25 protein-coding genes are annotated in these 26,701 nt (G+C 74.7%); 16 read left to right on the top strand and 9 right to left on the bottom strand.

Annotated features, from left to right (window positions below):
• Nucleotides 1-62: 62 nt before the first annotated feature.
• Together IE172_RS23380 and IE172_RS23375 are read right to left on the bottom strand one after the other, a co-directional pair.
• Complete coding sequence (locus tag IE172_RS23380) at nucleotides 63-1,025, bottom strand: NAD-dependent epimerase/dehydratase family protein (protein WP_190099252.1); 963 nt, start codon at nucleotides 1,023-1,025, stop codon at nucleotides 63-65.
• A gap of 275 nt (nucleotides 1,026-1,300) precedes the next feature.
• On the bottom strand, nucleotides 1,301-1,795 hold the full coding sequence (locus IE172_RS23375) for a hypothetical protein (protein ID WP_190099251.1): 495 nt from the start codon (nucleotides 1,793-1,795) through the stop codon (nucleotides 1,301-1,303).
• Nucleotides 1,796-1,967: 172 nt separating this feature from the next.
• Between IE172_RS23375 and IE172_RS23370 the strand changes: the two genes are divergently transcribed.
• From IE172_RS23370 to IE172_RS34680, 6 genes are all read left to right on the top strand, one after another.
• Complete coding sequence (locus tag IE172_RS23370) at nucleotides 1,968-3,239, top strand: cytochrome P450 (RefSeq protein ID WP_190099250.1); 1,272 nt, start codon at nucleotides 1,968-1,970, stop codon at nucleotides 3,237-3,239.
• Nucleotides 3,240-3,351: 112 nt separating this feature from the next.
• A complete protein-coding gene (locus IE172_RS23365) occupies nucleotides 3,352-3,537 on the top strand; it encodes a hypothetical protein (RefSeq protein WP_190099249.1) in 186 nt (61 codons plus the stop codon).
• A gap of 22 nt (nucleotides 3,538-3,559) precedes the next feature.
• Complete coding sequence (locus IE172_RS23360; RefSeq protein ID WP_190099248.1) at nucleotides 3,560-4,252, top strand: hypothetical protein; 693 nt, start codon at nucleotides 3,560-3,562, stop codon at nucleotides 4,250-4,252.
• Nucleotides 4,249-5,244: a DUF6895 family protein gene (locus IE172_RS23355; RefSeq protein ID WP_190099247.1), complete on the top strand. Its 996-nt coding sequence runs from the start codon at nucleotides 4,249-4,251 to the stop codon at nucleotides 5,242-5,244. The genes IE172_RS23360 and IE172_RS23355 overlap by 4 nt, the downstream gene beginning before the upstream one ends.
• Nucleotides 5,241-6,158, top strand: coding sequence for a DUF6895 family protein (locus tag IE172_RS34685; RefSeq protein ID WP_229886298.1), 918 nt, complete (start codon nucleotides 5,241-5,243; stop codon nucleotides 6,156-6,158). Before IE172_RS23355 ends, IE172_RS34685 begins: the two co-directional genes overlap by 4 nt.
• Nucleotides 6,155-7,156, top strand: a complete 1,002-nt coding sequence (locus IE172_RS34680) for a serine hydrolase domain-containing protein (protein ID WP_229886296.1) — start codon at nucleotides 6,155-6,157, stop codon at nucleotides 7,154-7,156. Before IE172_RS34685 ends, IE172_RS34680 begins: the two co-directional genes overlap by 4 nt.
• 65 nt (nucleotides 7,157-7,221) lie before the next feature.
• Here IE172_RS34680 and IE172_RS23345 read toward each other — a convergent pair whose 3' ends face one another.
• Nucleotides 7,222-8,592, bottom strand: coding sequence for a trypsin-like serine protease (locus IE172_RS23345; RefSeq protein WP_190099246.1), 1,371 nt, complete (start codon nucleotides 8,590-8,592; stop codon nucleotides 7,222-7,224).
• A gap of 161 nt (nucleotides 8,593-8,753) precedes the next feature.
• The gene (locus IE172_RS23340; protein WP_190099245.1) at nucleotides 8,754-10,415 is read right to left on the bottom strand and encodes an alkaline phosphatase D family protein; all 1,662 of its coding nucleotides are present in this window, start codon (nucleotides 10,413-10,415) and stop codon (nucleotides 8,754-8,756) included.
• Between the two features lie 260 nt (nucleotides 10,416-10,675).
• On the opposite strand from IE172_RS23340, the gene IE172_RS23335 reads away from it, so the two are divergent.
• Nucleotides 10,676-11,479 carry an SAM-dependent methyltransferase gene (locus tag IE172_RS23335; protein WP_190099244.1) on the top strand — a complete coding sequence of 268 codons (804 nt, stop codon included), beginning with the start codon at nucleotides 10,676-10,678 and terminating at the stop codon, nucleotides 11,477-11,479.
• 49 nt (nucleotides 11,480-11,528) lie between these two features.
• On the opposite strand, the gene IE172_RS23330 is transcribed toward IE172_RS23335, so the two are convergent.
• The 3 genes from IE172_RS23330 to IE172_RS23320 are packed head-to-tail and all read right to left on the bottom strand — an operon-like array spanning nucleotide 11,529 to nucleotide 13,285.
• Nucleotides 11,529-12,284, bottom strand: coding sequence for a metallophosphoesterase family protein (locus IE172_RS23330; RefSeq protein WP_190099243.1), 756 nt, complete (start codon nucleotides 12,282-12,284; stop codon nucleotides 11,529-11,531).
• A complete protein-coding gene (locus tag IE172_RS23325) occupies nucleotides 12,281-12,568 on the bottom strand; it encodes a hypothetical protein (protein ID WP_190099242.1) in 288 nt (95 codons plus the stop codon). Before IE172_RS23325 ends, IE172_RS23330 begins: the two co-directional genes overlap by 4 nt.
• Nucleotides 12,569-12,589: 21 nt before the next feature.
• Nucleotides 12,590-13,285: a nucleotidyltransferase family protein gene (locus IE172_RS23320; RefSeq protein WP_190099241.1), complete on the bottom strand. Its 696-nt coding sequence runs from the start codon at nucleotides 13,283-13,285 to the stop codon at nucleotides 12,590-12,592.
• A gap of 219 nt (nucleotides 13,286-13,504) precedes the next feature.
• Between IE172_RS23320 and IE172_RS23315 the strand changes: the two genes are divergently transcribed.
• From IE172_RS23315 to IE172_RS23285, 7 genes are all read left to right on the top strand, one after another.
• Nucleotides 13,505-14,092: a hypothetical protein gene (locus IE172_RS23315; RefSeq protein WP_229886294.1), complete on the top strand. Its 588-nt coding sequence runs from the start codon at nucleotides 13,505-13,507 to the stop codon at nucleotides 14,090-14,092.
• 23 nt (nucleotides 14,093-14,115) lie between these two features.
• Nucleotides 14,116-18,441, top strand: a complete 4,326-nt coding sequence (locus tag IE172_RS23310; RefSeq protein WP_190099240.1) for a cation-translocating P-type ATPase — start codon at nucleotides 14,116-14,118, stop codon at nucleotides 18,439-18,441.
• A 185-nt stretch (nucleotides 18,442-18,626) separates the two neighbouring features.
• Complete coding sequence (locus IE172_RS23305) at nucleotides 18,627-19,700, top strand: zinc-dependent alcohol dehydrogenase family protein (RefSeq protein ID WP_190099239.1); 1,074 nt, start codon at nucleotides 18,627-18,629, stop codon at nucleotides 19,698-19,700.
• Between the two features lie 138 nt (nucleotides 19,701-19,838).
• A complete protein-coding gene (locus IE172_RS23300; RefSeq protein WP_190099238.1) occupies nucleotides 19,839-20,438 on the top strand; it encodes an Rv1733c family protein in 600 nt (199 codons plus the stop codon).
• A gap of 139 nt (nucleotides 20,439-20,577) precedes the next feature.
• Nucleotides 20,578-22,314, top strand: a complete 1,737-nt coding sequence (locus tag IE172_RS23295) for a SulP family inorganic anion transporter (protein WP_229886293.1) — start codon at nucleotides 20,578-20,580, stop codon at nucleotides 22,312-22,314.
• On the top strand, nucleotides 22,311-22,733 hold the full coding sequence (locus tag IE172_RS23290; RefSeq protein WP_190099236.1) for an ATP-binding protein: 423 nt from the start codon (nucleotides 22,311-22,313) through the stop codon (nucleotides 22,731-22,733). Before IE172_RS23295 ends, IE172_RS23290 begins: the two co-directional genes overlap by 4 nt.
• Nucleotides 22,734-22,881: 148 nt before the next feature.
• On the top strand, nucleotides 22,882-23,232 hold the full coding sequence (locus IE172_RS23285; protein ID WP_190099235.1) for an ArsR/SmtB family transcription factor: 351 nt from the start codon (nucleotides 22,882-22,884) through the stop codon (nucleotides 23,230-23,232).
• A gap of 140 nt (nucleotides 23,233-23,372) precedes the next feature.
• Here the strand turns inward: IE172_RS23285 and IE172_RS23280 are convergent, their stop codons facing one another.
• Nucleotides 23,373-24,026, bottom strand: coding sequence for a class I SAM-dependent methyltransferase (locus tag IE172_RS23280; protein ID WP_229886311.1), 654 nt, complete (start codon nucleotides 24,024-24,026; stop codon nucleotides 23,373-23,375).
• Between the two features lie 111 nt (nucleotides 24,027-24,137).
• Here IE172_RS23280 and IE172_RS23275 point away from each other — a divergent pair, with 111 nt between their 5' ends.
• Entirely contained in the window at nucleotides 24,138-24,590 is a 453-nt protein-coding gene (locus tag IE172_RS23275) for a flavodoxin family protein (RefSeq protein WP_190099233.1), read from the top strand.
• 61 nt (nucleotides 24,591-24,651) lie between these two features.
• On the opposite strand, the gene IE172_RS23270 is transcribed toward IE172_RS23275, so the two are convergent.
• On the bottom strand, nucleotides 24,652-25,779 hold the full coding sequence (locus IE172_RS23270) for a YihY/virulence factor BrkB family protein (RefSeq protein WP_190099232.1): 1,128 nt from the start codon (nucleotides 25,777-25,779) through the stop codon (nucleotides 24,652-24,654).
• Between the two features lie 106 nt (nucleotides 25,780-25,885).
• On the opposite strand from IE172_RS23270, the gene IE172_RS23265 reads away from it, so the two are divergent.
• Complete coding sequence (locus IE172_RS23265; protein WP_190099231.1) at nucleotides 25,886-26,518, top strand: GNAT family N-acetyltransferase; 633 nt, start codon at nucleotides 25,886-25,888, stop codon at nucleotides 26,516-26,518.
• Nucleotides 26,519-26,701: the final 183 nt, after the last annotated feature.

Here is a 26,701-nt window from a genome sequence, read left to right as displayed (position 1 = left end):
GACGCCTTTCGCGGTTCGGGGGCGGCCTGCGGGACCGCGTGTCGCGCGGGGAACGGCCGCGCTCAGTGACCGGCCCCGGAACGGAACCAGGCGATCGTGCGGCGCAGCCCCTCCTCGGCGTCCACCCGGGGCTCCCAGCCGAGCTTGTCGCGGGCCAGCGTGATGTCGGGGCAGCGCACGGCCGGGTCGTCCACCGGGCGTTCGATGTAGCGGATCTCCGACGGCGACCCGGTGAGCCGGACGACCAGCCGGGCCAGGTCCAGCATGGTGATCTCGCCGGGGTTGCCGATGTTGACGGGTCCGCGCATGCCGTGGGCGGCCGCCGCGAGGATCCCGGCCACGGTGTCCTCGACGTAGCACAGCGAACGGGTCTGGCGGCCGTCACCGGTCACGGTGAGCGGCTCGCCGGCCAGCGCCTGCCGGACGAACGTCGGCACGGCGCGCCCGTCGTGGCCGCGCATCCGAGGGCCGTAGGTGTTGAACAGCCGCACGATGCAGGCGTCGGTGCCGTGGGTGTCGGCGTGGGCGGTGGTGAGCGCCTCGCCGAAGCGTTTGGCCTCGTCGTAGACGCTGCGCGGGCCGACCGGGTTGACGTTGCCCCAGTAGCGCTCGTCCTGGGGGTTCTGCAGCGGGTCTCCGTACACCTCGGAGGTGGAGGCCAGGACCAGACGGGCCTCGGACGCCTGGGCGAGCCGCAGCGCGTTGCGGGTGCCGAGACTGCCGGCCTCCATGGTGTGCAGCGGAAGCCGCAGGTAGTCCGCGGGGGAGGCGGGCGAGGCGAAGTGCAGGACGAGGTCGGGCCGCCGGTCCACCGGCACCTCCTCGGCCACGTTGGCCCGTACCAGGGTGAATCCGGGCCGTTCGAGCAGCGGCGTGACGTTCTCCGGCCGGCCGGTGCTGAAGTCGTCCACACACGTGACGGCGGAGCCCGCGTCGAGCAGGGCGGTGCACAGGTGGGAGCCGACGAATCCCGCGCCGCCGGTGACGACGACGTGCTCCCAGTTCCGGGATATGGCGGTGGTCATGGCGCTCAGCCCTCCGTCGGAGACGTCGGTGTCCGGGGCCGGCACGGTGCGCCGGCCACCCGGACCGAGGCCGTCGGGCCCCCGATCAGCCTGGGCCGTCGCCCTCCCCGCGGCACGGTCGCCTACTGCAATCCGGTGAATGACGCAGCGTGAGCACAGCGTGGTGTGTGCCGTCCGCGCAGGTCACGGCGGCGACGGAGGGGAAGGGCACGGAGGCCGGCGGCGCAGCCGGACGCGCGCCCTGGTTTGCGGTCCTGACGGGTTCTCCGTGCGGGTCAGGCCACGAGGGTGGTGTCGGACCCGAGGCGGGCGAGCAGGGCGGCGTGGTGGAGGGCGGACACCGGAAGCAGCAGATCGGGGTGGCGCAGCAGGGCCGCGGCGCGGCGGTCGGTCGCGTCGGGGGTGAGCAGACGGCGGAACCCGGCCGGGGTGTCCCCGTCGAGCAGGCCGACCGCGAGGCGGGCCAGTTCCGGGTCGGCCAGCAGGCCGGCCGCCCAGCTGGCCACCACCTCGTCGACCCAGGTGCGCCAGGCCGCGCCCTCGTCGCCCCCGCCGGTGACGTCGTCGAGCCGCGCCGCACCACCCGGGCCCAGCAGGGACAGCAGGGCCGCGTCCGTCGCCGAGGGGTACCGCAGCCGGGCCGCGACCGTCACCGCCTGCCGCGCCTGCGCCTCGCACAGGGCCGAGGCCAGCGCCCCGCCGGACGCGGGGAAGGAGCGGGTCAGCCACTGGGCGGTGGCCGCGATGACCGGGGAGAGATCTGTGTGCACTGCCGGGCCGTCCGAACCGTCGGGGGTGGGGGACCGGAGCGAACGGTAGCCGCCGGTCCGTCCGCCACGGCGTGACGCGTGCCTCCTTCACCGCGTGGTCTCGGCCACACCCGTACGGGTGCCCTCCCGCCGTCCGGCGTGTCCGAGGGGGCCCGGCGGGCACCCGACGGCCATGGACGTACTCAGCCGCCCCCTGGTCGACCGCACCCTCCCCCTGCTGGCGGAGGGTTACGCATGGCTACCCAACCGGATGCGCGACGCCCCCGGTCCGGTGGTCCGTACCCGGATCCTGGGCCGCCCCGCCCTCGCCCTGCGCGGACCCGAGGCGGTCCGCTTCTTCTACGACGAGCGCAACGTGCACCGGCACCGCGCCATACCCGAACCGGTGCTCGCCACCCTGTTCGGCCACGGGGCCGTGCACACCCTCGACGGCGCCGCCCACCGCGCCCGCAAGTCCCTGTTCCTGCCCCTGCTGGAACCCGGCCGGATCACCGGCCTGGTCGAACACGTCGGCGCGGCCTGGGACGAGGCCGTACCCGGCTGGGCCGGGCGCGGCTCCGTCGTGCTGTTCGACGAGGCGAGCACGGTCCTCACCACCGGGGTGCACCGGTGGGCCGGTATGCCGCCGGGGGACGCCGGGGCCGCGGCGACGGCCCGCGACATGATCGCGATGGTCGACGGCTTCGCGACCGCCGGTCCGCGCCATCTGCGCGCCCGGCGCGCCCGTGCCCGCCAGGAGGAGCGGCTGGGCCGGCTCGTGCGGGACGTACGCTCCGGCGAGGTCCCCGCGGAGCCGGACTCGGTGCTCGACTTGGTGTGCCGGCACCGCGACGCCGACGGCGAGCCGCTGGACGAGAAGACGGCCGCGGTGGAACTGCTCAACGTCGTCCGCCCGACGGCCGCGGTCGCGTGGTTCGTCGCCTTCACGGCGCACGCCCTGCACCGCCGGCCCGAACTGAGGACCCGTCTGGCGGACGGGGACCCCGCGTTCGCCGCCGCGTTCGCGCACGAGGTGCGCCGCTTCTACCCGTTCGTGCCGTTCCTCGGCGGTCTGGCCGCACGCGACCTGTTCTGGCGGGGGGAGTGGATCCCGGCCGGTGGGCTGGTGGTGCTCGACGTGTACGGGCAGAACCACGACGAGTCGCTGTGGGGCGATCCGTACTCCTTCCGCCCGCAGCGCTTCCTCGAACGGCCCGTGGGGCGCGACGAACTGATACCGCAGGGGGGCGGTGACCCGGCCGCGGGCCACCGGTGTCCGGGCGAGGGGATGACCGTCGGCGTACTGGAGGCGCTCGCGGGGCGGCTCGCCCGGCTGGAGTACACGGTGCCGGAGCAGAATCTGACCATCCCGCTGAACCGCGTACCGACCCGCCCGCACAGCGGTGTTCTCCTCGCGGGAGTACGCCCGCCGGCCGCCCGGCCGACCGCACTCGAGCAGCCGTGAACCCGGCTGTTGAAAAAGTCATGAAAGTAAGTTCCGGAAAAACGGAGTGAATTGTCCGATTTGGGTGATTCGTAAGAGGAACGTATTCGCTACGCCTCAAGGAGATGGTGTCATGCGTTCCGAGCAGACCACCGAAGAGCTGACCGGCGTCAAGGGCGTCGACATCGAAGCGGCGCTCGACCCGGTCGAGGCCGACGGTGTGTACCGCGACAGCCGGCAGTGCGCCGCGCTGGCCCTCAACTCCGGTTCCACCTCCCTGCTGCTGTCGCCCCCGACCCCGCGTCCCAAGAAGGGCTGAACGGATCGACGGGAGCAGTCAGATGGAGCAGTCAGGCACTTCGACCCGATTGCAGGCCGCGGTGCAGGACCTCGCTTCCGGTGTGGTCTCCGCCCTTCGGGGCGGGGGCCACCCGCACGTCGTCCCCCCGGGGGCCGACGGAGAAGCGGGAGACCTCGCACTCGCCGCCGTACGCGTGCTGGGCGCCGACGCGTTGCTGCCCGGCGTGCTGCTGGGCACCCCGCCCGACCCGGCGGAGGTGGCCGTGTTCCGCAAGGCCGTGGAGGCGTACCCGCCCCGCGCCGACGCCGCACCCACCGTCCGCTGGAGCCACTGGGGCATGGCGCGCGTCCTGCGCCGGCTCGACCCCTCCTTCCTGCCGGGACCGTCCGGCGAGCCGGACACCGGATGGCTCGACGGGGCGGGCTGGCAGTACCTCACCCACCAGCTCGCCGTGCTGGCACCGCTCGCGCTGCCCGCGGAGGAGTGCGCGGTGGGCGCCCTGGCGGCACGCCGCCCCGTGGACGTCGCCCGCGGATTCGTCCGCGCCGTGCGCCGCAGGGACTGGCGGCAGGCCGCCGGCGCCGGCCGCTGGCTCACCCTGCTGCCCGGTGTGCCGGACACCGTCGGCCTCGAAGCGGGCCTGGACTTCGTGGAACTGATGGGCGGACAGGACCCGTTGGTCGCCCTCCAGGTACAGGCGGCCAGGACGGCCGGGACCGGGGCGACGGTGTGACCGCGCCGGACGACGTCCGGGACGTCCGGCGGACCGCCGAGGACGCGCTGGCCTGGGTGGACACCCACCGCACCGGCTTCACGCTCGGCGAGGACGCCCTGGCGGTGGACGGCGAGGTCGACAGAAGCTGGAAGCCCCTCGGTGAACTGGCCCAGGTCTGCGCGACCGTGTCCCGTCGCACCGACCCCTCCGACCCCCTGCACGCGCGCGCCCGTTCCCTTCTGGACCTCGCCTGGCGGGAGACGGAGGAGGGCGAGCTGCTCCTGCGGCTGCAACGGCTGGAGCCGTTCGCGACCTACCCGCTGGAGGTGTACGCGGCCCTGGCGTCGGCCGGGTTCCAAAACCGCGCCTTCGAGGAGGCGGCCGCCGTGGTCGCACGCACCCGCGGCTGGCGGCTCACCGAACAGGACCCCACCCGGCGCCTCGGCGTCCTGCGCGCCGAGGAATGCTGCGGCATCCGACGGCCCTCCCCGGCACCGCCCGGGCCGCCGGCGACCTGGCTCGGCGGGCTGCCCGAGCCGTGGACCTTCGGACGCGACGCCGGATACGCCCTCACCCATGTGGTCTTCCACCTCACCGACTGGGGCCGCGAGGCCGGGGGCCTGCCGCCCGTTCTCGCCGCCTACCTGGCCGACTGGCTGCCGCCCTGGCTCGACACCTGTCTGGAAGCCCGGATGTGGGACCTGAGCGCCGAACTGCTCGCCGTGGCCGCGGTCGTGGCCCGCCCGGCCGGCGACCCGCTGCCGCTCGACGCCTGGCAGGTGCTCCGCACGGCACAGCGCCCGGCCGGCGAACTCCCCGTGGAGGAACGCGACCCACCGCCGGAGGAGTCCGGTGGCGCCGCCGAACGCCTCGACGGCGAGCGGTACTTCCTCCGCCACTACCACTCCACCCTGATGGCCGCCTTCGCGGCCGTACTGACCAGTGCCCGCCCCGCCGCCGCACCCGCCGGCACCGGCGCGCGGCACGGCGGACGAGGAGCGCCCGCATGACCGAGACCCGCCTGATCCACACCGTCGGAGCCGGCGCCCTGGAATGGCTCTGGGCCCACCGCGACGGCTTCCGGCTGGAACCCGACGCGGACCCGGAAGTGGGCTTCCTGGAACGCTTCAAGCCCGTCGGCGAACTCGCCCTGGTCTGCAAGGTGCTGTTCCGCGAGGGCGTCGCCGGCTCCCGCCAGGCGGAGCTGGCCCGCAAACTCCTCGACCACGTCTGGCGCGACACCCTGGACGGCGGCACCATGCTGGTGCGCGGGCAGCGGATGGAACCCGCCTCGCCCATCCCGTTCGAGGTGTACCTCCCCTTCCGCGAACTCGGGTACAGCCAACCCGAAGTGGAACGCGCCGCCGTACTGAACCACCGGCTCGACAGCCGGGCCGCCTTCGAGACCACCGCCACCCGGCGGCTCGGCCTCTCCGCGTTCGAGCGCCGCTTCGGGCTCACTCCCCGCCCCCCGGAGCCCGAGGCCCTGCGGGCCACCTGGCTGGCCCGCACCCCCGAACCCTGGACCGTCGAGGGCCACATCGCCTACGACATCACCCACTGCGTCTTCCACCTGACCGACTGGGGAGAGAACCCCGGCGGCCTGCCCGAGGACATCGCCGGCTACCTCGCCACCTGGCTGCCGGCGTGGATCGACGACTGGCTGGACCTGCGACGCTGGGACCTGCTCGGCGAACTCCTCGTGGTCGACGCCTGTCTGCCCCGCCCCACCCTGGACGAGCCCGCCTGGACGGCCTTCGCCGCCGCTCAGCAGCCGGACGGCGCCATGCCCGCGGTCCGCGGCATGCCCGAGGGCGACGAGGAGACCGTCTTCGACGTCGTCTACCACTCCACGCTGGTCGCCGCCTTCGCCTCCGTCCTGGCCACCTCCCGCGCCCTCACCGACCTGGCCCGGGCGTCGTGACGACGGCGTCCCGGCTCGACGCGGCCGTCGCCGCGTCCGACGCGCCCGATGTCGTCTTCGCCCTCTCCCGCCACGGCCACCGCACCGTACGCACCGGCGGGACCGCCCCGCCCCCGCCCCGCCCCCGCGACACCCTGCGCTACGAGACGGGCTCGGCGACCAAGACGTTCACCGGGCTGCTGCTGGCCGCACTGGTGGACGAAGGCCGGCTCTCCGGGGGCGAGCCCGCCGCCCCCCTCCTCGACACCGGCCGCCCGCCCGGCCCCGCCCCGGTCACCCTCGCCCACCTCGTCACCCACACCGCCGCACTGCCCGCGCTCCCTGCGGGCTTCTACCCGCGCGCCCTGCCCGCCTGGCGCAGCAACCCCTACGCACGCTTCGACGACGCCCGCGTCACCGGCGCCTTCCTGCGCCACCGCCCCCGCCACCGGCCCGGCACCCGCTGGCGCTACTCCAACTTCGGCGTCGCCGTGCTCGGCCACGCCCTGGCCGCCGCCACCGGCACCCCGTGGCAGGACCTGGTCCCCGGCCGGCTGCTGGGGCCCCTCGGGCTGCGGCACACCGCACTGCGGGCGGACACCGCCGCGGGTGTCGACGCCACCGGACACGGCAAGGACGGCACCGCGGTGCCCGCCTTCGACGCGGGCGGCTTCCAGGCGGCCGGCGCCGTCCGGGCCACCCCGCACGACCTGCTCACCTTCCTCGAGGCACACCTCGACCCCGCCCGGTGCCCCCCACTGGCCGGCGCGCTGCACGCCGTGCGCACCCCCGTGCTCCGGCGCGGGCTCGGGCACCGGCACGTGCACACCGTCGCCTGGTTCCGGCACCCCACGGACGGCGGGCCCCTCTACTTCCACAGCGGGGCGACCCTCGGCCAGCAGACCTTCCTCGGCTTCCGGCCCGGTACGGGCACCGCCCTGGCCGCGGTCTGCACCCGTCGCTTCCGCCCTCACGACCCCTTCCTCGCCACGGCGTACGCCCTGCTGGCCGAGGAGTAGGGCACACACGCCGGTGCGCCGGCCACGGCCCGGGGCCGCGGCCGGCGCACCGGCGTCTCATCCCGTCACACCCGCTGCCACAGCGCCGGGGTGCCGGCGGGCGCCCAGGCGCCCTGTGCCTGGTGCTCCTGCAGACACCGGTACGTCACTCCGTCCCGCGTCACGGTCGCACCCGCCTCGTAGACCCGGCCGGCGGTCCACGCCTGCGCGCCGCTCTCCTGCTGGTCCGGCGTCGTCTGCGCGGCCGATGTGGTCAGGGTGAGCCCGAAGTCGTTCAGGATCGGGTTGACCGGCTGGTAGAACGTCGTGCCGCCGGCGGTGCAGTCACCGGAACCGCCTGAGGTGACCCCCTGCGCCTGCGCACCCGCCACGAACGGCCCGCCCGAGTCCCCCGGCTCCGCGCACACCGTCGTCCGGGTCAGCCCGTCGACTCTGCCCTCGGCGTAGCTGACGCTCGTGTCGTGCTGCTGGACGGTTCCGCAGTGCCATCCCGTGGTCGAGCCGGAACGGCACACCGACGCCCCGACGAGCGCCTGCGCCGAACCGGTGACCTGCACCTCCTGGCCGTCCTGCGCCTTCACATCGGGCGTCGGCGTCCACTGGTCGTTCGTGGCCACCCACGCCATGTCCTTGCCGGGGAACGTGGAGGCCTGGAAGGTGCCCTGCGCGGTGCGGTCGTACCCGGTGGTCGTCGCGCCCGCCCTGCCGCAGTGCCCGGCGGTGACGAAACCCGGTTGTTGGCCCTCGGTGACGGAGAACCCGACGGAGCAGCGCGCGGAGTCGTCGATGTAGAAGGCGTCGCCGCCGGTGATGTCCTGCAGCAGCCGCGGCCGCACCGACGTCATACGGACGCCGACGTCCTCCGCCTGGAGCCCCGCGGCCTCGACGAACGCGGTGCCGGCCGCCTGACTGGCCGCCTCCAGCACGATCCGGTTCTTCGTCACGTCGACGTACCAGACGGGCGTGTCGTGCGTGTCGACGCGGGTGGCCGCCGCGTCCAGCTTCTTCTTGGCCGCCCCGAGTTCGGCGAGTGTCCGCTGCACCACCCTGGCCTTGGCGCCCTCGGCCTCGATGGCCGCCACGTCGTCGGTGCCGGTGCTCGCGACCGTCAGCTGACCGGAGGTGTCGCCGCTCACCCAGGCACCGGCGAACCGCTCGCCCAGGGCGATCCGCAGCCGGCCCGCGCGGGTCCCCGCCTCCGCCTCGTTGACCAGCCGCTCGGACGCCTGCTGCGGCTCCAGGCCCAGGTCGCGCTGGAGGGCGCTGAGCAGGTGGGGCGAGGCCCGGTCCGCGCCGAGGGTCTGGGCCGCGCTGGGCACCGGGCCCGCCGCGGGTACGGGATCGGCCGCCGCGACGGAGGGGAGTCCGGCGAGGACGAGTGCGCTGAGTGCCGTGAGGGCCGAGTGGCGCACGGCCCGGACGTGACTGGGGAGCATTCGGTACGTCTCCTTCGATCGGGGCGGCGAAGCCGCCGAGGAGACTTAGGCCTTTCCCGGCGCGCCCGGGGCGATGTCGCAACACGCCGGGGTTGACGCTTTGGAGACACGAACGGACGCCAAGTGCAGTACGGATGTGCGACGTCAGGCACCCGGACGGGTCACACGGGAGTGAGGCCGGGCGAGCCCACCTCCGTGACGAAGGAGGCGGCCGTCGAGACGGGCGCGCCCGGGGTCGTCACCGCCGGGACGATCCGGAAGTCCGCGCGGGCGTTCTTCCGGCCCAGCTCGACGCGGAGGTAGCCGCGCCGGCCGTCGTAGAACCGCAGGTGCCCGTTGGCCCGCATGTAGGTGTCCCAGTTGGCCGGGTGCTCCGCCCCGTCCATGCCGCTGGCGACGGAGGTGCAGGTCAGCTCGGTGCCCAGGGTGGGGGAGCCGGGGTCGTCGAAGTCGTCCTTGATGTCGAAGGCGTACGCGACATGGACGTCGCCGGTGAGGACCAGCCAGTTGTCGGCACCGGCCGCCTTCGCGCCCGCGACGAGCCGGCCCCGGTTGGCGCGGTATCCGTCCCAGGCGTCCATGGACATCCGGGCGTCGGCGCCCAGGTCCATCCTGCGCTGAGAGAAGGTGACCTGCTGGGGCATCACGTTCCACAGCGCGGTGGAGTTCGCCCACCCGTCGATCAGCCACCGCTCCTGGGCGTCCCCGGTGAGGCTGCGCGCGGGGTCGTCCGACTCCGGTCCGGGGACGTGCAGGGTGTCGCCGTAGGCCTGGTCGGAGCGGTACTGGCGGGTGTCGAGGATGTCGAACTGGGCGAGCGTGCCCCAGTCAAGCCGGCGGAACAGCTGGGCGTCGGGGCCGTGGGGCAGCTGGTCGGCGCGCAGCGGCTGGTTCTCCCAGTAGGCGCGGTAGGCGGCGGCCCGGCGGATCAGGAACTGGGCCGGGTCGCTGCCGTTCTCGTCGATGCCGGCCGCGTAGTTGTTCTCCGTCTCGTGATCGTCCCAGGTGACCACGAACGGGTGGGCGGCGTGCACGGCGCGCAGGTCGGGGTCGCTCTTGTAGAGCGCGTACCGCATCCGGTAGTCCGCGAGGGTGGTCGTCTCGCGGTTGAACACGGACGGCAGCACGACGTCGGTGTAGCCGCGGGCCCCGCCGGCGGAGTCGACGGCGTACTCGTACAGGTAGTCGCCGAGGTGGAAGACCACGTCGACGTCCTCCCGCGCCAGATGGCCGTGCACGGTGTAGTAGCCGTGGTGGTACGCCTGGCAGGCGACCGCCGCCAGCCGCAGGCTCGCGGTGTCGCTGCCGGCCGGGGGAGCGGTACGGGTACGGCCGGCCGGGCTGATCCAGGTGCCCGTGCGGAAGCGGTAGAAGTAGTGGCTGCCCGGTTGCAGTCCCTTCACGTCGACGCGCACGCTGTGGGCGTACTCCGGGTAGGCGAGGGCGGTTCCGCTCCGCACCACCAGGACGAAGGACTCGTCGAGGGCCACTTCCCAGGAGACCTCGACCCGCTGCTGTCCCAGACCCCCGTCGGGTTCGAACGGAGCGGGGGCGAGCCGGGTCCAGATGAGCACCGAGTCGGGCAGCGGATCCCCGGAGGCGACGCCGAGGGTGAAGGGGTCCTCGGAGATCCGGGCCGCGTCGAGCCGGGACGCGGCGAAGGCGCCGCGCGCGGGGAGCTGGGTGGTGAAGGCGAGGGCGGCGGCCGCGCCCGCGGTCAGGAAGCGGCGGCGGGCCAGATGGCGTGCCGCGGTGCGCAGTTCGGCGTCGTGCGGGGTGGAGGCGAGCGCGGACGATGGTCCGGGGCGGCCCGACAGCGCCATCTGGGGTCCTCTCCTACGGGTCAGGCGGATCGAACCGACGGGCGCGGGCCGCCGGGTCCGGGCGTACGGGGGTGAGCCCGGGGGCGCGGAGCCTGCATGGTAAGCAGACAAAATGCTCATAAGGGGTATGGCGTGCGGGCGGTTCAGGCGAAAGGCGTACCGGGGAAACGGGCCCGGCGACGGTCTTCGGTCCGCGTGAAGTCGTGCCGGTGCCGGGGTAGTTGGTCCGAGGGGGCGCAGCTCTGTGTGAAGCTTTCCCCATGACTCACCCGAGTGAAGAAGTCAGGGCCAGGCTGCAGACCGATCGCCCGCATTCCGCCCGTGTCTGGAACTACCTGCTGGGAGGCAAGGACAACTACCCCGTCGACAGCGAGGCCGGTGAGGTCATCCTGCGGACGTTCCCCGAGTTCGCCGCCGTCGCGCGGCTGCAGCGGAGGTTCCTCGCGCGCGCCGTGCGGTTCCTGGCGGGCGAGGCCGGCGTCCGCCAGTTCCTCGACATCGGCACCGGACTGCCCACCGCCGACAACACGCACGAACTGGCCCAGCGCATCGCGCCGGAGAGCCGCATCGTGTACGTCGACAACGACCCCCTCGTCCTCGTGCACGCGCAGGCCCTGCTCACCAGCAGCGCCGAGGGCGCCTGCGCCTACGTCGACGCCGACGTCAGGGACCCGGAACGCATCCTCGCCGAAGCCGCGAAGACCCTGGACCTCAGCCGCCCGGTCGCCCTGACCCTGCTGGGCATCATGGGGCAGATCTCCGACGCCGAGCGCCCCGCCGACCTGGTGAGCACGCTGATGTCGGCCCTCCCCCCGGGCAGCTACCTGGCCCTGAGCGACGGTACGGACACCAACGCGGCGCTCAACACCGCGGTCGAGGTCTACAACGGGCAGTCGGCCAACACCTACCACCTGCGGTCACCCCAGAAGATCGCCTCCTTCTTCGCCGGGCTGGAACCGGTGGAGCCGGGGGTCGTGCCCACGGCCGCCTGGCGCCCGGACGCCGACGGGGCCGACGACGACACGGCCGACGTCTCCGTCTGCGGTGTCGCGGTCAAGCGGTGACCGGACCGGCCGCCGTGAGGTGAGGCGGGCGCGGGGGCGGCGCGGAGCCTCAGGCGGTCGTCGCCTCCGCGCCGACGCGTGAGCGGACCGGCAGGTGGTAGACGTGGAAGGCGCGGCCGATGACCGGCTGCGCGACGTTGCGCACCTTGACCCCGCCCGTGGTCATGCCGTGCTCGGTGCCGGCGTGCGCGTGCCCGTGCACGGCGAGGTCCGCGCCCGCCGTGTCGATGGCCTCGGCCAGCAGATAGCTGCCCAGGAACGGATAGATCTCCAGCGGCTCCCCGGCCAGGGTCTCCGGCACGGGGGAGTAGTGGGTGAGCGCGATCCGCACGTCGCAGTCCTGCCGGGCCAGGTCCTCCAGCGCGCTCCGCAGGCCGTCGGCGCACCGCCGGGAGACCCGCACGAACTCCTTCATCACCGGCTCGCCGAACTCCCCGGCGCTGGCGCCGACAAAACCGCCGCCGAAGCCCTTGGTGCCGGCCACCCCGACCCGCGCGTCCCCCACCGGCACCACCGTCGACTCGCCCTCCAGAACCGTGGCCCCGGCGTCCCGCAGCACGGCCGTGACCTCGTCCTGACGGTCGTCGTGGTGGTCGTGGTTGCCGAGCACGGCGACCACCGGCACCCCCAGGCCGCGGATCTCGTCGGCCACCACACGGGCCTCCTCCACGGTGCCGTGCCGGGTGAGGTCCCCGGCCAGCAGCAGCAGGTCGGCGCACTCGGGCAGGGTGTCGAACGCGGGACGGAGCACGCCCCGCGTCTCGGGGCTCAGGTGGATGTCCCCGACGGCGGCGATCCGGATCATGACAGCTCCTCCGCGTGGTCGGGCGAGGAGGGCTCACTGACCACGATGTCGCAGTGCACTTCCAGGCCCGCCAGTTCCTCCCGCACCGTGCTCAGGACCTCCTCCCGGCAGTGGGCCGAGGGGACGGTCCCCGTCACCAGTACGGTCTCGCCGCGGACCTCGGTCCGCACGCCCAGTTCGCCGAGCTCGCCGGAGGCGAGCCGGTCCTGGAGGTGGGCGACGCGGTACTCGGGGCTCCGCGCGGCGTGCGTGCCGGCCGCCGGACCGGCGTCGTGGGTGCTCATCAGTGTTCCTTCCAGGGGCGTTCAGATGACGTTCAGGCGTTCCAGGAGGAAGAAGAAGGCCGCGGGCATCGGCTCGTCGCCGCTCTCCCGCCTCACCCGGTCCCAGTCGACCTTCTCGCGCAGGGCACGGGCGATGGGCAGGACCGCGCCGAAGTCGCAGTGGTGCTCCGAGAAGGCGGCCACCAGGCCGGACAGCAGATCGGTGGGCGCCAGGACCGGCATGCGGACCGACTCCACCGGCAGTTCCTGCGCCCGTTCGAGCATCTCGGCGGAGACGGGCCGGTGCGCCAGCTCGAAGATGATGTCCACGTCCTGGCCGAAACAGGTGGCCTTGATCAGCCAGTCCTCGGGCGGGGCGTAGACGGTCAGCCCGGCCTCGCGGAGCGTGGCGGCGACCGCCTCGGCGTCCTGCGGACGGACACAGAAGTCGACGTCGTGCTGGAGGTTCCCGCTGCCGCCGTGGGCACGGACGGCGACACTGCCGGCCAGGGCGAAGAGGTGCCCGCCCCGCTTCAGCACCGCGCCGACCTGCTTCGCCGCCTCCAGAATGGCCTGGTTGCGGTCGCGCGGCAGCTCCGGTGCCTCGCCCTCCCCCGGGGACGGCGCCTCACCCCGCACGTCGAGCGGGGGCACCTCACCCGGGGCGTCCGAGGCCAGACGGAGGTCCGGGACCGCCGGGCGCCGGGCGAGCGTGGTGTCCTCGCCGTTCTCCGTCATGACCACTCCCTTCGCCGGCCGGACGGTCCGTACGGCCGTTGTGTCCGGCTCCCCCGCCCGGGACAGCCCTGTCAGCCACCCCCTAGTACCCGGCGTGCCCGTTCCGACACGGACGCGTGCCGAAGGCGGTCCCCGCGGACCGCGGGGGACCGGCTCGGGCGTACTGGGAAAGCGCACAGGCCCGTCACGGACGAATATGGGGCCAAGGCAGACAAACCGATGGGTTCCCAGAGGGTCGCGCTCGTGGAGGTCGCCATGGACCAGGACACGTCTCGTTCGCCGGATCTCGCGCAGCCCCTGCGGGCGGTCGTCTCCGGGCTGCGCCGGCTGCCCGGCGCGCACCAGGTGGAGAGGATGGCCGGCGGTGCCCTCGACACGATCGGCGCGGTGTCGCCGCGCGGACGGCGGATGGCCGTCTACGCCGGCGCGGGCGTGCTCGGGGTGGCCGGACTGGTGGAGTGGCCGGTGGCGCTGACCGGCGCCGCGGTCGCCTGGCTCACCAGGCCGCGCCCCGCACAGCGGCCCGAGGGCGAGGTGACGGGTACGGACGACCGGCCGGCCGCGCCGGAGCAGGACCGTCCGCGCGCCGTCGGCGCCGGCGGCGACGAGCCGCCCGCGGGCCCCGGCGACCGGCTCACCCCCTCCCGCCACCGGAACGGCGGCACCGGCAGCACCGTGCACGAGGAGCCCGCCAAGGTGGGGGACACCGCCACCGCCGAGGGCCTCAAACAGGTGGCCGCGGCCACCACGCACCAGGCACCGCACGCGGGCCCCGAGCGGTCGCGCGACGACCGGCACGCGCGCTGATCCGGGAACCCGGGACGCCTCCGATGCTCACACTCCTCGACGCCGCCCCCCTCGCCGGTGCCGTCGCGGGTGCCGCCGCCGGCGCCGCCCGCAGCACCGCCCGGGGCATCACCTCCGTCCACGCCACCACCCGCCGCCTGGGCCACGTCACGCGCAACGCCGTCGGCGGCGACCGGCACTGGCGGGCCGGACACCGCGTCCACCTGGCCCTGCACAACCCGGGCGGCGCCGTCGCCCCGCTCGCCCGCCGGGCCGCCGCCGAACTCCTCGACCACCCCGACGTGCTGACCGCGTACTGGGACGACGGACTGTCCCGGCTCGTCGTGACCGCCGTGACGGACGCCGCCGGTGACCGCGTGACCGAGCACGCCGTCCGACTGGCCGCCCGCCTGGGGCTGACCGAGGACGCGAGCTCCGGGGAGGAGACCGGGACCGAGCATCCGGGCGACCCCCGCGACGTGCGGATCGCCGCCGCGGGGCTGCTGCTGGACGCCGCCGGCGCGGCCGGTGCCCTGGCCGGCCGGTCGCTGCGCCTGCCCCGCAGCCCCAAGGCGGTCACCGCCGCCGTCACCCTGCTGCGCGAGAACCCCCGCTTCCGTGCCCTGCTGCGCCGGCGGTTCGGCCGCGGCGGCATGGAACTCCTCCTCGCCGCCGCCAACGCCGCCGCGCACGGCGCCGGGCAGTCCCCCGTGTCCCTCGTGCTCGACGGACTGCTGCGCACCGGTCAGCTGGCCGAGGCGACCGCCCGGGCCGCCGCCTTCGAGGCGCTGCACGACGACGTCTGCGGCGAACGGCGCACCAGCCTCCCCGCTCCCGCCGGCGTCCGCCCGCCCCCGCGCGTGACACCCACCCAGGCCTACGCCGCCCACGCCGGCACCGGCAGCGTGGCGGGCGCCGCCGCCACCCTCCTCATCACGCACGACGCGGCGGAGGCGGCCGAGGCGGTCCTCGCCGGATCACCGAAGGCCGCACGCTACGGTCCCGCCGCGTTCGACGCGCTCCTCGGCGCCCGCCTCGCCGGATCCGGCGTCCTGGTGCGCAGCGGCAGGCGGCTGTGGCAGCTGGAGATCGCCGACTCCCTCGTCCTGCACGCCGACGCCCTGCGCGGCCACACACCGCCCGGCGACGACGCCGTGTTCCACGACCCCGTCGACCCCTGCGCCGAGGCCGTCCTCGACGCGGCCCGCCGGGCCGGGCTGCACGTCGTGATCACCGGCGGCTCCGACCTGAAGGACATCACCCGTCTCGCCGACGAGGTCGCCCCCGCCGACCTGCCGTTCGGCGACGTCGTACGGGCGCTGCAGAACGACGGTCACATCGTGGTGAGCGTCGCCCGGGTGCCCGCGCACGGTGCCGGCGACGTGGCGGACGGGCTGCCCGCAGGGGACGTGGCGATCGCCCTCACCGACGACCGGTCGGCCGTCGCCTGGGGTGCCGACGCCCTCGCCCCCGGCGGACTCGGCGACGTGTGGCGGCTGCTGACGGCCATCCCGGCGGCGCGCCGCGTCGGCCGCCGCTCCCAGACCCTGGCCCGGGCGGGCGCCGCCCTGTCCGGGCTGATGGTGGCCCGCGGCGGCACCCCGGGCGGCCGGCTCTGGCAGCGGCTCACCCGGCACGCCCCGGTGAACATCGCCGCCGCGGCCGCCCTGCTCATCGGCTGGACCGAGGCCGTACGCGTGGCCCGCGCCGTGCCGCCCGAGCCCCGGTGGCACGTCCCCTGGCACGCGCTCGAACCGCACGAGGCACGCGACCTGCTCCACCGCGTCCGCGTCGACGCCGAGCCCGACGGGCTCGCCCTCCTCGCCGGCCGCGCCCGGCAGCGGGCCGCCCGCCTCGCCGGCACGCCCGTCCTCGCACCCGCCCGCTGGACCTGGCAGGCGGCCGGTGCCGTACGCCGTGAACTCGACGACCCGCTCACCCCCGTCCTGGCCACCGGAGCGGTCGCCTCGGCGCTGCTCGGCTCGCTCGTCGACGCGCTGCTCGTCCTCGGCGCCATGGACATCAACGCGGTGGCGGGCGGGCTCCAGCGGCTGCGCGCCGAACGGGCCCTGGCCCGCCTGGCCGCCCGGCAGCGGCCCAAGGCACGCCGCCAGGACGGCGGCGACCGCACCGTCACCGTGGACGCCGCCCGGCTGCGGCCCGGGGACCGGATCAGCCTCGGCGCCGGTGACGTCGTACCCGCCGACGCGCGCCTGGTCCAGCAGGACGGGCTGGAGGTCGACGAGTCGTCGCTCACCGGCGAGTCGCTGCCCGTGACCAAGTCCCTCGACCCGGCGCCCGGCGCGCCCGTGCACCAGCGGACCTGCATGGTGTTCGAGGGCACCACCGTGGTGGCCGGCCGGGCCGAGGCGCTCGTGGTGGACACCGGCGACCGCACCGAGGCGGGCCGCGCCGTCGCCCTGGCCGCCCGCACCCCGCCGCCCGCCGGAGTCCAGGCACGCCTGCAGGAACTCACCCGCAAGGCCCTGCCCGTCACCTTCACCGGCGGTGCGCTGGTCACCGGACTGTCCCTGCTGCGCGGCAGCCCCGTCCGACGGGCCGTCAGCGGCGGGGTCGCGGTGGCCGTCGCCGCCGTCCCCGAGGGCCTGCCCCTGGTCGCGACCGTCGCCCAGATGGCCGCGGCCCGCCGGCTGTCCCGGCGCGGCGTCCTGGTCCGCACCCCCCGCACCCTGGAGGCGCTCGGCCGGGTGGACACCGTCTGCTTCGACAAGACCGGCACACTCACCGAGAACCGGCTCCGCCTGGTCCGGGTCGCCACCGCCGACGGCACCGTCCTCGCCCCGGGAGCGGCCGACGCGGTACCGGTCGTGCGGCTGGCGGCGCGCGCCTGCCCGCAGGAGGAGACGGCCGAGGGGCGGCGGATCGCCCACGCCACCGACGAGGCGGTCCTCGACGCGGCCCCGCCCGACGGGGCCTGGACCGCGGAGGGCGAACTGGCCTTCGAGGCCAGCCGCGGTTACGCGGCGGCGGTGGGCCGCGAGGGCGGCCCGGGCACGGGCCGGATGCTCGTCGTCAAGGGCGCCCCGGAGACGGTGCTGCCCGCCTGCCGGGACCTCCCCGAGGAGGCGGCCGGGACGGCCCACACCCTCGCCGGGCAGGGACTGCGCGTGCTGGCCGTCGCCCGGCGCCCGTGCCGGGGACCCGACGCGGACGCCGAACTCGACGCCGCGCTCGACGGCCTGGAGTTCGCCGGACTGGTCGCCCTGGCGGACGTTCCCCGCGAGACCTCGCAGGAACTGCTCACCGAACTGCGCCGGGCCGGCATCCTGCCCGTCATGCTCACCGGCGACCATCCGGAGACCGCCCGCGCCATCGCCCTGCAACTGGGCTGGCCGGAGTCCACCTCCGTGGTCACCGGGGACGAACTCGTCGCCATGGGCCGCAGCGACCGGGTCCGCGCCCTGCACGGTGCGGGGGTCGTCGCCCGGGTCGCACCCGAGCAGAAGCTCCATGTCGTGGAGGCCCTCCAGCAGGCCGGCCGGGTCGTGGCGATGGCCGGCGACGGTGCCAACGACGCCGCCGCCATCCGTGCCGCCGACGTGGGGGTCGCCATCGAGTCCCGCGGCTCCGCCGCCGCCCGCAACGCCGCCGACATCGTGCTCACCACCGGCGACCTGTCCGTCCTGGTCGACGCCGTCGGCGAGGGCCGCGCGCTGTGGCGCAGCGTCGCGGACGCGGTGAGCATCCTCATCGGCGGCAACGCGGGCGAGGTCGGCTTCAGCGTGCTGGGGACCCTCCTCGCCGGGTCCTCGCCCCTGTCGACCCGTCAACTGCTGCTGGTCAACCTGCTCACCGACATGTTCCCCGCGATGGCGGTGGCGGTGACGCCGAGCGACGACCCGTCGACGGCGGCGCACGCCGCGACCGGCCCGATGGGGCTGGACGTGCTCGGCACGCCCCTGCTGCGCTCCATCCGCCGCCGGGGCGTGACCACGTGCCTCGGCGCGGTCACGGCGTACCTGTTCGGCCGCCTCACCCCCGGCACCGAACGGCGCTCCACCACCATGGCCCTGTGCGGAGTGGTCGGCGCCCAGTTGGTGCAGACCCTGTCCGGCCGCCGCCACAGCACCCTGGTGTGGGTGACGGCCCTGGGCTCCGCGGCGGTGCTCGCCGCCCTCGTCCAGACGCCGGGCGTCAGCCACTTCTTCGGCTGCACCCCGCTCGGCCCGGTCGCCTGGCTCGGCATCGCCCTGGCCATCGCCCTGTCGGCCCTGGCCCCACGCCTGGAACGCCTGGAGGCCGTACGACACCTCTACGACCTCACCGCCCGCTTCCTCCGCCACCTGTCGGCCTCCGCGGCCCACACCCGCCACCTCCTGGACCGCGGGATCGCCCGACCGGTGGCGTGATCAGGGCGGCGGCGAACAAGCCGCAGCCGGCCCCACCCGTCCGCCCGAGCGCATCCCCCGCCTCACACCCACACTGGAAGGGCAGGGCGGTCCCGGCAGCCACCCGGGCCCCGCCGCCGAAGCGAGCGGGCGCGCGCACGCCCCGCGCCGAAGCCCGCCGCACAGCGAGAAGGGTGAGGATCGGCATGAAGGGCTATGTCTTCCACGGCCCCGGGCAGTCCGCCTGGGAAGAGGTCCCCGACCCCGAGATCAAGGACCCCGGCGACGTCATCGTGCGCGTCGACGCCGTCACCATCTGCGGCACCGACCTGCACATCCTCAAGGGCGACGTGCCCGCGGTCCGCCCGGGAACCGTCCTCGGCCACGAAGCGGTCGGCGAGATCGTCGAGGCCGGCACCGACGTCCGCACGGTACGCCCCGGGGACCGGGTCCTCGTCTCCTGCATCTCCGCCTGCGGACGCTGCGGCTACTGCCGCGAGACCAGCTACAGCCAGTGCCGGGGCGGCGGGGGCTGGATCCTCGGCCACCTCGTCGACGGCACCCAGGCCGAGTACGTACGCGTCCCGCACGCCGACCTCTCGGTCCACCCGCTGCCCGGCGCCGTGGCCAACGAGGACGCCGTGCTGCTCGCCGACATCTTCCCCACCGGCTACGAGGTCGGCGTGCTCAACGGGCGCGTCCGCCCCGGCGACACGGTCGCCGTGGTCGGCGCGGGGCCCGTCGGACTCGCCGCGATCGCCACCGCCCGGCTGTTCGCGCCCGAGCGCATCGTCGCCGTGGACCTCGCCGCCTCCCGGCTCCAGGCGGCGAAGGAGTTCGGCGCCGACGCGGTGGCCGACGCGAGCGAGGACCCCGAGCAGCTCGTCGGGGACCTCACCGGGGAACTGGGCGCGGACGTGGTCATCGAGGCGGTGGGCGTGCCGGAGACCTTCGAACTGTGCGCCCGCATGGTCCGCCCCGGCGGGCACCTCGCCAACGTCGGCGTGCACGGCGCGCCCGTCACCCTGCACCTCGAGGACCTGTGGAGCAGGAACGTCACCATCACCACCGGGCTGGTCGACACCCGCTCCACCCCCGCCCTGCTGCGGATGGCCGCCGCCGGCCGGCTGCCCACCCGCCGGATGGTCACCCACACCTTTCCGCTCGACCACATGCAGGAGGCGTACGACGTCTTCCGCAACGCCGCCGACACCGGCGCGCTCAAGGTCGTCCTGGGCGTGCCGCAGCACGAAGTGGTCCCCGCGCACCCGACGCCCTGACGGACCGGGGGCCCGACGGGCCCGCCCGGTGTGCTCCGCGCCGCGGGACGGGCCGTTCGGCCCCGTGCGGGACCGGGTGCCGAGGGTCCACCCTGGAGAAGGGGCGCCGTCGGTACCCGCGCGAGGAGGTGACCTCCCATGACCGGGACGCAGGGTGCGAGGCCGCACCGGGTGCGGCTGTGGCGGTGGCGGAGGAACCCGCTGCGCCGCCGCAGCGATCTGGCCGAGGCATGGCTGATGCTCGCCACCCTCCTCCTGGCCCTGCTCGTCGGGGTGTTCGCCGGCGGGACGGCGGCCGGCGTCGTCAACGGGTCGATCGAGGACCGGCGCGAGGGCACCCGCCCCGTCCCGGCCGTCCTCGTGGAGGACGCCGCGCACGCGCTGCCGGCGTCCGCGACGGAGGACGGCGACGGCGGTGTCTGGGCCAAGGTGCGGTGGACCGCTTTTGACGGTGCCGTCCACACCGGCCGGGCGGAGGTGGACGCGGGCGCGAAGGCGGGCGCCGAGGTCACCGTGTGGAACGACTCCGCGGGCCGGCTGACCTCCGCGCCGCCCGAGGGAGCGGAAGCACGGTTCCAGATCGTCATGGCCGGGATCACGGTCGCCGTCGCCACCGGGGGACTGGTGGTGCTCGGCGGATGGCTCTGCCGGTGCCTGATGCAGTGGCGGCGCCTGGCCGAGTGGGAGGCCGAGTGGCAGCGGGTCGAGCCGTCGTGGCGGAAACGGATGACGGGCTGAGCCGACCGCCGGGGAAGGACATCGGCACACCGGGGACATGCACGCACGGCCCTTCACGGCAGGAACTGCGGAATTGCAAAATTTCGCAAGTGACTACATGCTTATCTCGTCACAACCGTGCGAGGGGAGTCGAGGGGCCGTGTCCGTACCGTCGTCACAGGCAGGGCTCCGGTCCCGGATCACCTCGCTGCTGCCCACCCGCGCCGACCTGGACCAGATGCGGCGCCACCCCCGCCGGAACCTGCTGGCCGGACTGACCGTCGCGGTCGTCGCCCTGCCGCTCGCCCTCGGCTTCGGGGTCTCCTCGGGGCTCGGCGCCGAGGCCGGGCTCGCCACCGCGGTCGTGGCCGGGGCGCTCGCGGCCGTGTTCGGCGGTTCGAACCTCCAGGTCTCCGGGCCGACCGGGGCGATGACCGTGGTGCTCGTGCCGATCGTCGCCGACCACGGGCCCGGCGGCGTGCTCACCGTCGGGCTGATGGCGGGCGTGATCCTCGTCGGCCTGGCACTGCTGCGGGCCGGCGGCAGCATGCGCTACGTGCCCGCTCCCGTGGTGGAGGGCTTCACGCTCGGCATCGCCTGCGTCATCGGGCTGCAGCAGATACCGAACGCGCTCGGGGTGCCCGCACCCGACGGCGAGCGGGTCCTGGTGGTGGCCTGGCAGGCGGGGCGGGAGTTCGTCCGCGCCCCCAACTGGACGGCACTGGCACTGGCGCTCTCGGTGGCGGCCGTGATGCTGCTCGGGGCGCGCTGGAAACCCACCGTCCCCTTCTCCGTCCTGGCGGTGATCGCGGCCACCGTCGTGGCGCAGGCCGCCGGCCTGGACGGGGCGCGGCCGATCGGGGACCTGCCCCCCGGTCTGCCCGCCCCCTCGTTCTCCTTCGTCGACACCGCCGCCCTGGGCAGCCTGCTCGCGCCGGCCCTGGCCGTGGCCGCGCTCGCCGCCCTGGAGTCGCTGCTCTCCGCCTCCGTCGCCGACGGCATGACCGTCGGCGGGCGGCACGACCCCGACCGGGAACTCTTCGGCCAGGGCCTCGCCAACATCGCCGCCCCGCTGTTCGGCGGCGTCCCGGCGACCGGCGCGATCGCCCGCACCGCCGTCAACGTCCGCACCGGCGCCACCTCCCGGCTGGCCTCGCTCACCCACGCCGCCGTCCTCGCCGTGATCGTCTTCGCGGCCGCCCCGCTCGTCTCGCGGATCCCGCTGGCCGCCCTCGCCGGAGTCCTGCTGGCCACCGCGGTGCGCATGGTCGAGGTCGGCTCACTGCGCGCGATGACCCGCGCCACCCGCTCCGACGCGCTGATCCTGGTCCTCACCGCCGCCGCCACGCTCGTGCTCGACCTCGTACAGGCGGTGGTCATCGGGCTGGCCGTCGCGGCCGTCCTCGCACTGGGAGCCGTCGCCCGCCAGGCCCGGCTCGCCCCGCTGCCGCTGGACCGGGGCGACCACACGGAGGAGGAACACGCGCTGCTCGCCGAGCACATCGTCGCCTACCGCATCGACGGCCCCCTGTTCTTCGCCGCGGCCCACCGCTTCCTGCTCGAACTGACCGAACTCGCCGACGTACGCGTGGTCGTGCTGCGCATGTCCCACGTCAGCGTCGTCGACGCCACGGGCGCCCTGGTCCTCAAGGACGCGGTGGAGAAACTGCGACGGCGCGGCATCCTCGTCCTGGCCTCCGGCATCCGCCCGGAGCACCACCGCCCCCTCGCGTCCGTGGGAGCCCTGGAACTGCTGCGTCACGAGGGCGGGGAGTACGCCACCACACCCGAGGCGATCGCCGCGGCCCGGGCGCGTCTGGAACACGACGGTTTCCTGCGGGGAACCGCCGCACCCCGGGCCACCGCGGTGCCCGCACCGACCCGGGAGGCACCGTGACCCCGGCACTGAACTCCCTGCCGCACCGCCATGTGCTCACCCTGCCCACGCAGCCCCGCGCGGTGCGCCTCGCCCGCGAGACCGCCGAACGCGCCCTGGCGGAGTGGGGCATCGGCGACCGCCACCCGGCCGTGGGACCGGCGCTGCTCATCCTGAGCGAACTGGTCACCAACAGCGTCCGGCACGCGGCCGTGGCCTCCCCGCGGACCACGGTCGTCTACGCGGCGGGCCCCGACTGCCTGGTCCTCGCCGTGCACGACCGCCATCCCCACCGGCCCCGGCTGTCCGGCACGCACGGGGCGGGGGAGGGCGGCCTGGCCACCGTGGTGGAACTGACCCACGGCCTGGGCGGCACCGCCGTCGTCCGGGGCGACGCCGACGGCGGGGGCAAGAGCATCTGGATCACCCTGCCGCTGTGAGACCGGCGGAGCCGGCCGCCGGACGGCCGGGATGTATGAAGTTGCTAATGTCGGAAAGTGTCGAGGCGGGTGTCGACGAGCAGATGAGGCGAGGGACCGAGGACCGGCCGTCCGGGCCGTGCTGCCGCGCCGGAAAGGGGACGGCACGATGACCACGCCGCTGTACCAGCTGAAGGCCGAGTTCTTCAAGACCCTGGGCCACCCCGCCCGCATTCGCGTGCTGGAACTGCTCAGCGAGCGCGAGCACGCGGTCGCGGAGATGCTCCCCGAGGTGGGCATCGAGCCGGCCCACCTCTCGCAGCAGCTCGCGGTGCTGCGGCGGGCCAACCTGGTGGTCGGCCGCAAGGAGGGCTCGACCGTGTACTACTCGCTCACCAGCCCGCACGTGGCGGAACTGCTCCGGGTGGCCCGCACCATCCTCTCCGGTGTCCTGGCCGGCCAGGCCGAACTCCTCGCGGACCTCCAGGCCGACCGGAAGGAGCCGAAGCCCCTGCCGTGACCCCACGCGGGGCACCTTCCCGTACCGGCGCCGTGTCCGCGTCACCCGCAAGCCCGCCGGCGCCGCGGCGCCCACCGCCCGGAACGCACGCGGAGCCCCGCCGGCCGGGCAGGACACCGACGCACCGCCCCGCCCGGCCGTCAGCCGGCGCCCCGCGCGGGCTCGCGGCGGCAGTGCAGGAAGAGGTGGGGTTCGGGGCGTGCGTCGGGGTGGCTCGGGGTGAACATCACGCTCTCCTGCGACTCGACCGTCAGCCCCGCCTCGCGTACGAGGGCGACGAGGTCCTCCGCCGCGAAACTGGTGACCCGTACGGGCTGTCCCATGAACACTCCGTCGAACTCCTCGACGTCCAGCGGCACGGTGGCCAGCGCGAGCAGGCCACCCGGTCTCAGCGCCCGTACCAGCCGGCGCACCAGCGCGGACTGTTCCGCCCGGGGCATCTGCAGCAGCGCGAAGTACACGCAGACCGCGTCGAAGGAGCCGTCCTCCAGAGCCGTCCGGCGGACGTCCGCGCAGCGGAACTCGGCCTCGGGAACCTGCCGGGAGGCGATCTCCACCATCACCGGCGACACGTCCACGCCCAGCACCCGGTGCCCGGCTCCGGCGAGCACGGCGGCCGTGGGGCGGCCGGTGCCGCTGCCCACGTCCAGCACCCTGCTCCCGGGTGCCAGCCGTCCGAGCAGCCATCCCAGGGACGCGCGATGCGCCGCCGAGGAGGCGAACGCCTTCTCGTACTCGCCGCCCAGCGCGTCGAACACCGCCGCCGCCGGTGACCCGTGACCCTCGTCGACCACCACACACCCCCGTCTCCGCAGTACCGATGCCGGGCATCGTGCCACCCCCGGCCCTCCGCTCACAACGGCCCCGGCTTGCGGGCGCGGCGACCGGCACGGCAGGGTCGGCATGTGCCCACTCTGCTGATCGTCCACCACACGCCCTCACCCAACTGCCAGGCGATGTTCGAAGCGGTCCTGGCCGGTGCCACCGCCCCGGAGATCGAGGACGTGCGGGTGGTGCGGCGGGCCGCCCTGTCCGCCACCGCCACCGACGTGCTGGAGGCCGACGGCTACCTCCTCGGCACCCCGGCCAACCTCGGCTACATGTCGGGCGCCCTCAAACACTTCCTCGACCAGGTGTACTACCCGTGCCTGGACGCCACCCGGGGCCGCCCCTTCGGGTACTACGTGCACGGCGGCAGCGACGTCACGGGCGCACTGCGGGGCATCGAGACGATCACGACGGGGCTGGGCTGGCGCCGCGCGGCGGAGCCGGTGACCGTCACCGGCGAGCCCGACAAGGCCGCCACCGAGCGCTGCTGGGAACTGGGCGCCACGCTCGCGGCGGGCCTGACGGACTGAGGAGGGCCGCCCCGGCAGCCGCAGGCGCCGGGGCGGCCCTCGGTGAGGCCGGCCGGTCCCCTCAGGTGTCGTCCAGGCGTCGCCGGTCCTGCTCGTCCCAGGCCCGCGTGTCGCGCGGCCGGGTGTACGGCTCCGCCTCCGGCGGATGCCCCCCGGCGATGGCCCGCTGCCGGGCGATCTCCGCGTCGAACTCCAGCCCCAGCAGAATGGCCAGGTTGGAGATCCACAGCCAGATCAGGAACACGATGACACCCGCCATCGTGCCGTACGTCTTGTTGTACGAGCCGAAGTTGGCGACGTAGAGGGCGAACCCGGCGGAGGCGAGCAGCCAGATCACCAGCGCCAGGAAACTGCCCGGCGTGATCCACCGGAAGCCCCTGATCTTGGCGTTGGGGGCCGCCCAGTACAGCAGCGCGATCATCATCGTGACCAGCAGGACCAGCACCGGCCACTTGGCGATCGACCACACGGTCAGCGCGGTGTCGCCGAGCCCGAGCAGATCGCCCGCCTGCCGGGCCAGCCCGCCGGTGAACACCACGATCAGCGCGCTGATCACGGCCATCACCATCAGCGCGACCGTCACCCCGACCCGTACCGGCAGCACCTTCCAGACGGGGCGCCCCTCAGGCATGTCGTAGACCGCGTTCGACGAGCGCATGAACGCCGCCACGTAGCCCGAAGCCGACCAGATGGCCAGCACCAGACTCACGATCGCCACGAGCGAGCCGATGCCCGCCCGGCCCTGCAACTGCTCCACCGCCTGGGTCATGATGTCGCGGGCCGCGCCGGGGGCGGTGAGCTCCTGGAGGTTGTCCACCACCTTGTCGGTGGTGGACTTGCCGGTGAGACCCAGGATCGACACCAGCGCCAGCAGCGCCGGGAACAGCGACAGCACACCGTAGTACGTCAGGGCCGCGGCCCGGTCGGTGAGCTCGTCGTCCTTGAACTCGCGCAGACTGCCCTTCAGCGCCGCGCCCCACGCCCCTTTCGGCAGCTTGGTCAGGGAGTCCGGCGCCGCCCGCTCCACCCGGTCGCTCGGACCGGGTTCCTCCGGCTCGTGGCGCCGCGCCCCGTCGGCCGGACGGGGCGCGTCCGGTCCGTCGCGCCGCGCCCCGTCGTCCGCGCGGTGCTCGTCCGTCGCGTTCTCGTGGGCCTGTCTGTCGTTCCGCCCCGGGATATGCAGCCTCATGGACCACGAGTAACCCGCGACCGCGATGTCACGCCCCCGGCCGCGACGCCGGGCGCCGCCGCCACACCGCTTGTGGGAGCGCTCCCAAGAGGGCAGGATGCCTGGCATGACCGAGTCCCCCAGGATCCGCCCGTACCGCCGCGAGGACCGGGCCGCCCTCGACGACATCTGTGTCCGCACCGCGCACATCGGTCAGGACAGCCGTCCCCATTACCGCGACCCCGCCGTCTTCCCCGCCACCTTCGCGGCCCCCTACGTCCACCTGGAGCCCGAACTGGCCTTCGTGCTGGACGACGGGACGGGCCGGGCGGTCGGCTACGTCGTCGGAACCGCCGACACGGCCCGCTTCGCCCGCGCCTTCCGGGCCGCGTGGCTCCCCCTGGTCGCCGATCGTCACCCCGAGCCGTCCGGGCCCCCGCGGACGCCGGACGAGGAGATCGCCTGGCTGCTGCACCACCCCGAGCGCATGGTCGTCCCCGAACTGGCCGCGTGGCCGGCCCACCTGCACATCGACCTGCTGCCCGAGTGGCAGGGCCGAGGCCACGGCCGGCAGCTGATGCGGACCCTCCTCGCCGCGCTGCGGGACGGGGGAGTGCCCGCCGTCCACCTCGTCATGGTGACGGCCAACGCACCCGCCCGGGCCTTCTACGACCGCATGGGCTTCGAGGAGATCGACGCGCCGCTGGACGATTCGGTCGTCTGCCTCGGGCGTACGACAGGGGACCTCGACCGGCTCTGAGCGGCCGGGCCCGCATGTGTCGAAGGGCATCGAACGCGCCACGGCCCGCCGGGAAGTGGCGCGAATGCGCATTGCCGCTCCGTCGCGAGAGGCGCAGCCTGTGCACTGGGAGCGCTCCCACCGGCGCAGCCGGGCGACGCGCTCCCGTACCCCCACGACCCCCACAGCGGAAAGAAGGATTTC

This window comes from Streptomyces griseoflavus, from assembly GCF_014649995.1.
Lineage (GTDB): Bacteria > Actinomycetota > Actinomycetes > Streptomycetales > Streptomycetaceae > Streptomyces > Streptomyces griseoflavus.
The sequence above is the reverse complement of the archived record's forward strand: the minus strand, read 5'-3'. Positions and strand labels throughout refer to the sequence as shown.

What these genes read in the sequence shown, in the direction of transcription:
- IE172_RS23380 (WP_190099252.1), bottom strand. Translation starts at nt 1,025, where the DNA reads ATGACCACCGCCATATCCCGGAACTGGGAGCACGTCGTCGTCACCGGC.
- IE172_RS23315 (WP_229886294.1), top strand. Translation starts at nt 13,505, where the DNA reads ATGGGTTCCCAGAGGGTCGCGCTCGTGGAGGTCGCCATGGACCAGGAC.
- IE172_RS23285 (WP_190099235.1), top strand. Translation starts at nt 22,882, where the DNA reads ATGACCACGCCGCTGTACCAGCTGAAGGCCGAGTTCTTCAAGACCCTG.
- IE172_RS23300 (WP_190099238.1), top strand. Translation starts at nt 19,839, where the DNA reads ATGACCGGGACGCAGGGTGCGAGGCCGCACCGGGTGCGGCTGTGGCGG.
- IE172_RS23360 (WP_190099248.1), top strand. Translation starts at nt 3,560, where the DNA reads ATGGAGCAGTCAGGCACTTCGACCCGATTGCAGGCCGCGGTGCAGGAC.
- IE172_RS23370 (WP_190099250.1), top strand. Translation starts at nt 1,968, where the DNA reads ATGGACGTACTCAGCCGCCCCCTGGTCGACCGCACCCTCCCCCTGCTG.
- IE172_RS34685 (WP_229886298.1), top strand. Translation starts at nt 5,241, where the DNA reads ATGACCGAGACCCGCCTGATCCACACCGTCGGAGCCGGCGCCCTGGAA.
- IE172_RS23345 (WP_190099246.1), bottom strand. Translation starts at nt 8,592, where the DNA reads ATGCTCCCCAGTCACGTCCGGGCCGTGCGCCACTCGGCCCTCACGGCA.
- IE172_RS23320 (WP_190099241.1), bottom strand. Translation starts at nt 13,285, where the DNA reads ATGACGGAGAACGGCGAGGACACCACGCTCGCCCGGCGCCCGGCGGTC.
- IE172_RS23340 (WP_190099245.1), bottom strand. Translation starts at nt 10,415, where the DNA reads ATGGCGCTGTCGGGCCGCCCCGGACCATCGTCCGCGCTCGCCTCCACC.
- IE172_RS23330 (WP_190099243.1), bottom strand. Translation starts at nt 12,284, where the DNA reads ATGATCCGGATCGCCGCCGTCGGGGACATCCACCTGAGCCCCGAGACG.
- IE172_RS23265 (WP_190099231.1), top strand. Translation starts at nt 25,886, where the DNA reads ATGACCGAGTCCCCCAGGATCCGCCCGTACCGCCGCGAGGACCGGGCC.
- IE172_RS23270 (WP_190099232.1), bottom strand. Translation starts at nt 25,779, where the DNA reads ATGAGGCTGCATATCCCGGGGCGGAACGACAGACAGGCCCACGAGAAC.
- IE172_RS23365 (WP_190099249.1), top strand. Translation starts at nt 3,352, where the DNA reads ATGCGTTCCGAGCAGACCACCGAAGAGCTGACCGGCGTCAAGGGCGTC.
- IE172_RS23305 (WP_190099239.1), top strand. Translation starts at nt 18,627, where the DNA reads ATGAAGGGCTATGTCTTCCACGGCCCCGGGCAGTCCGCCTGGGAAGAG.
- IE172_RS23335 (WP_190099244.1), top strand. Translation starts at nt 10,676, where the DNA reads ATGACTCACCCGAGTGAAGAAGTCAGGGCCAGGCTGCAGACCGATCGC.
- IE172_RS23325 (WP_190099242.1), bottom strand. Translation starts at nt 12,568, where the DNA reads ATGAGCACCCACGACGCCGGTCCGGCGGCCGGCACGCACGCCGCGCGG.
- IE172_RS23310 (WP_190099240.1), top strand. Translation starts at nt 14,116, where the DNA reads ATGCTCACACTCCTCGACGCCGCCCCCCTCGCCGGTGCCGTCGCGGGT.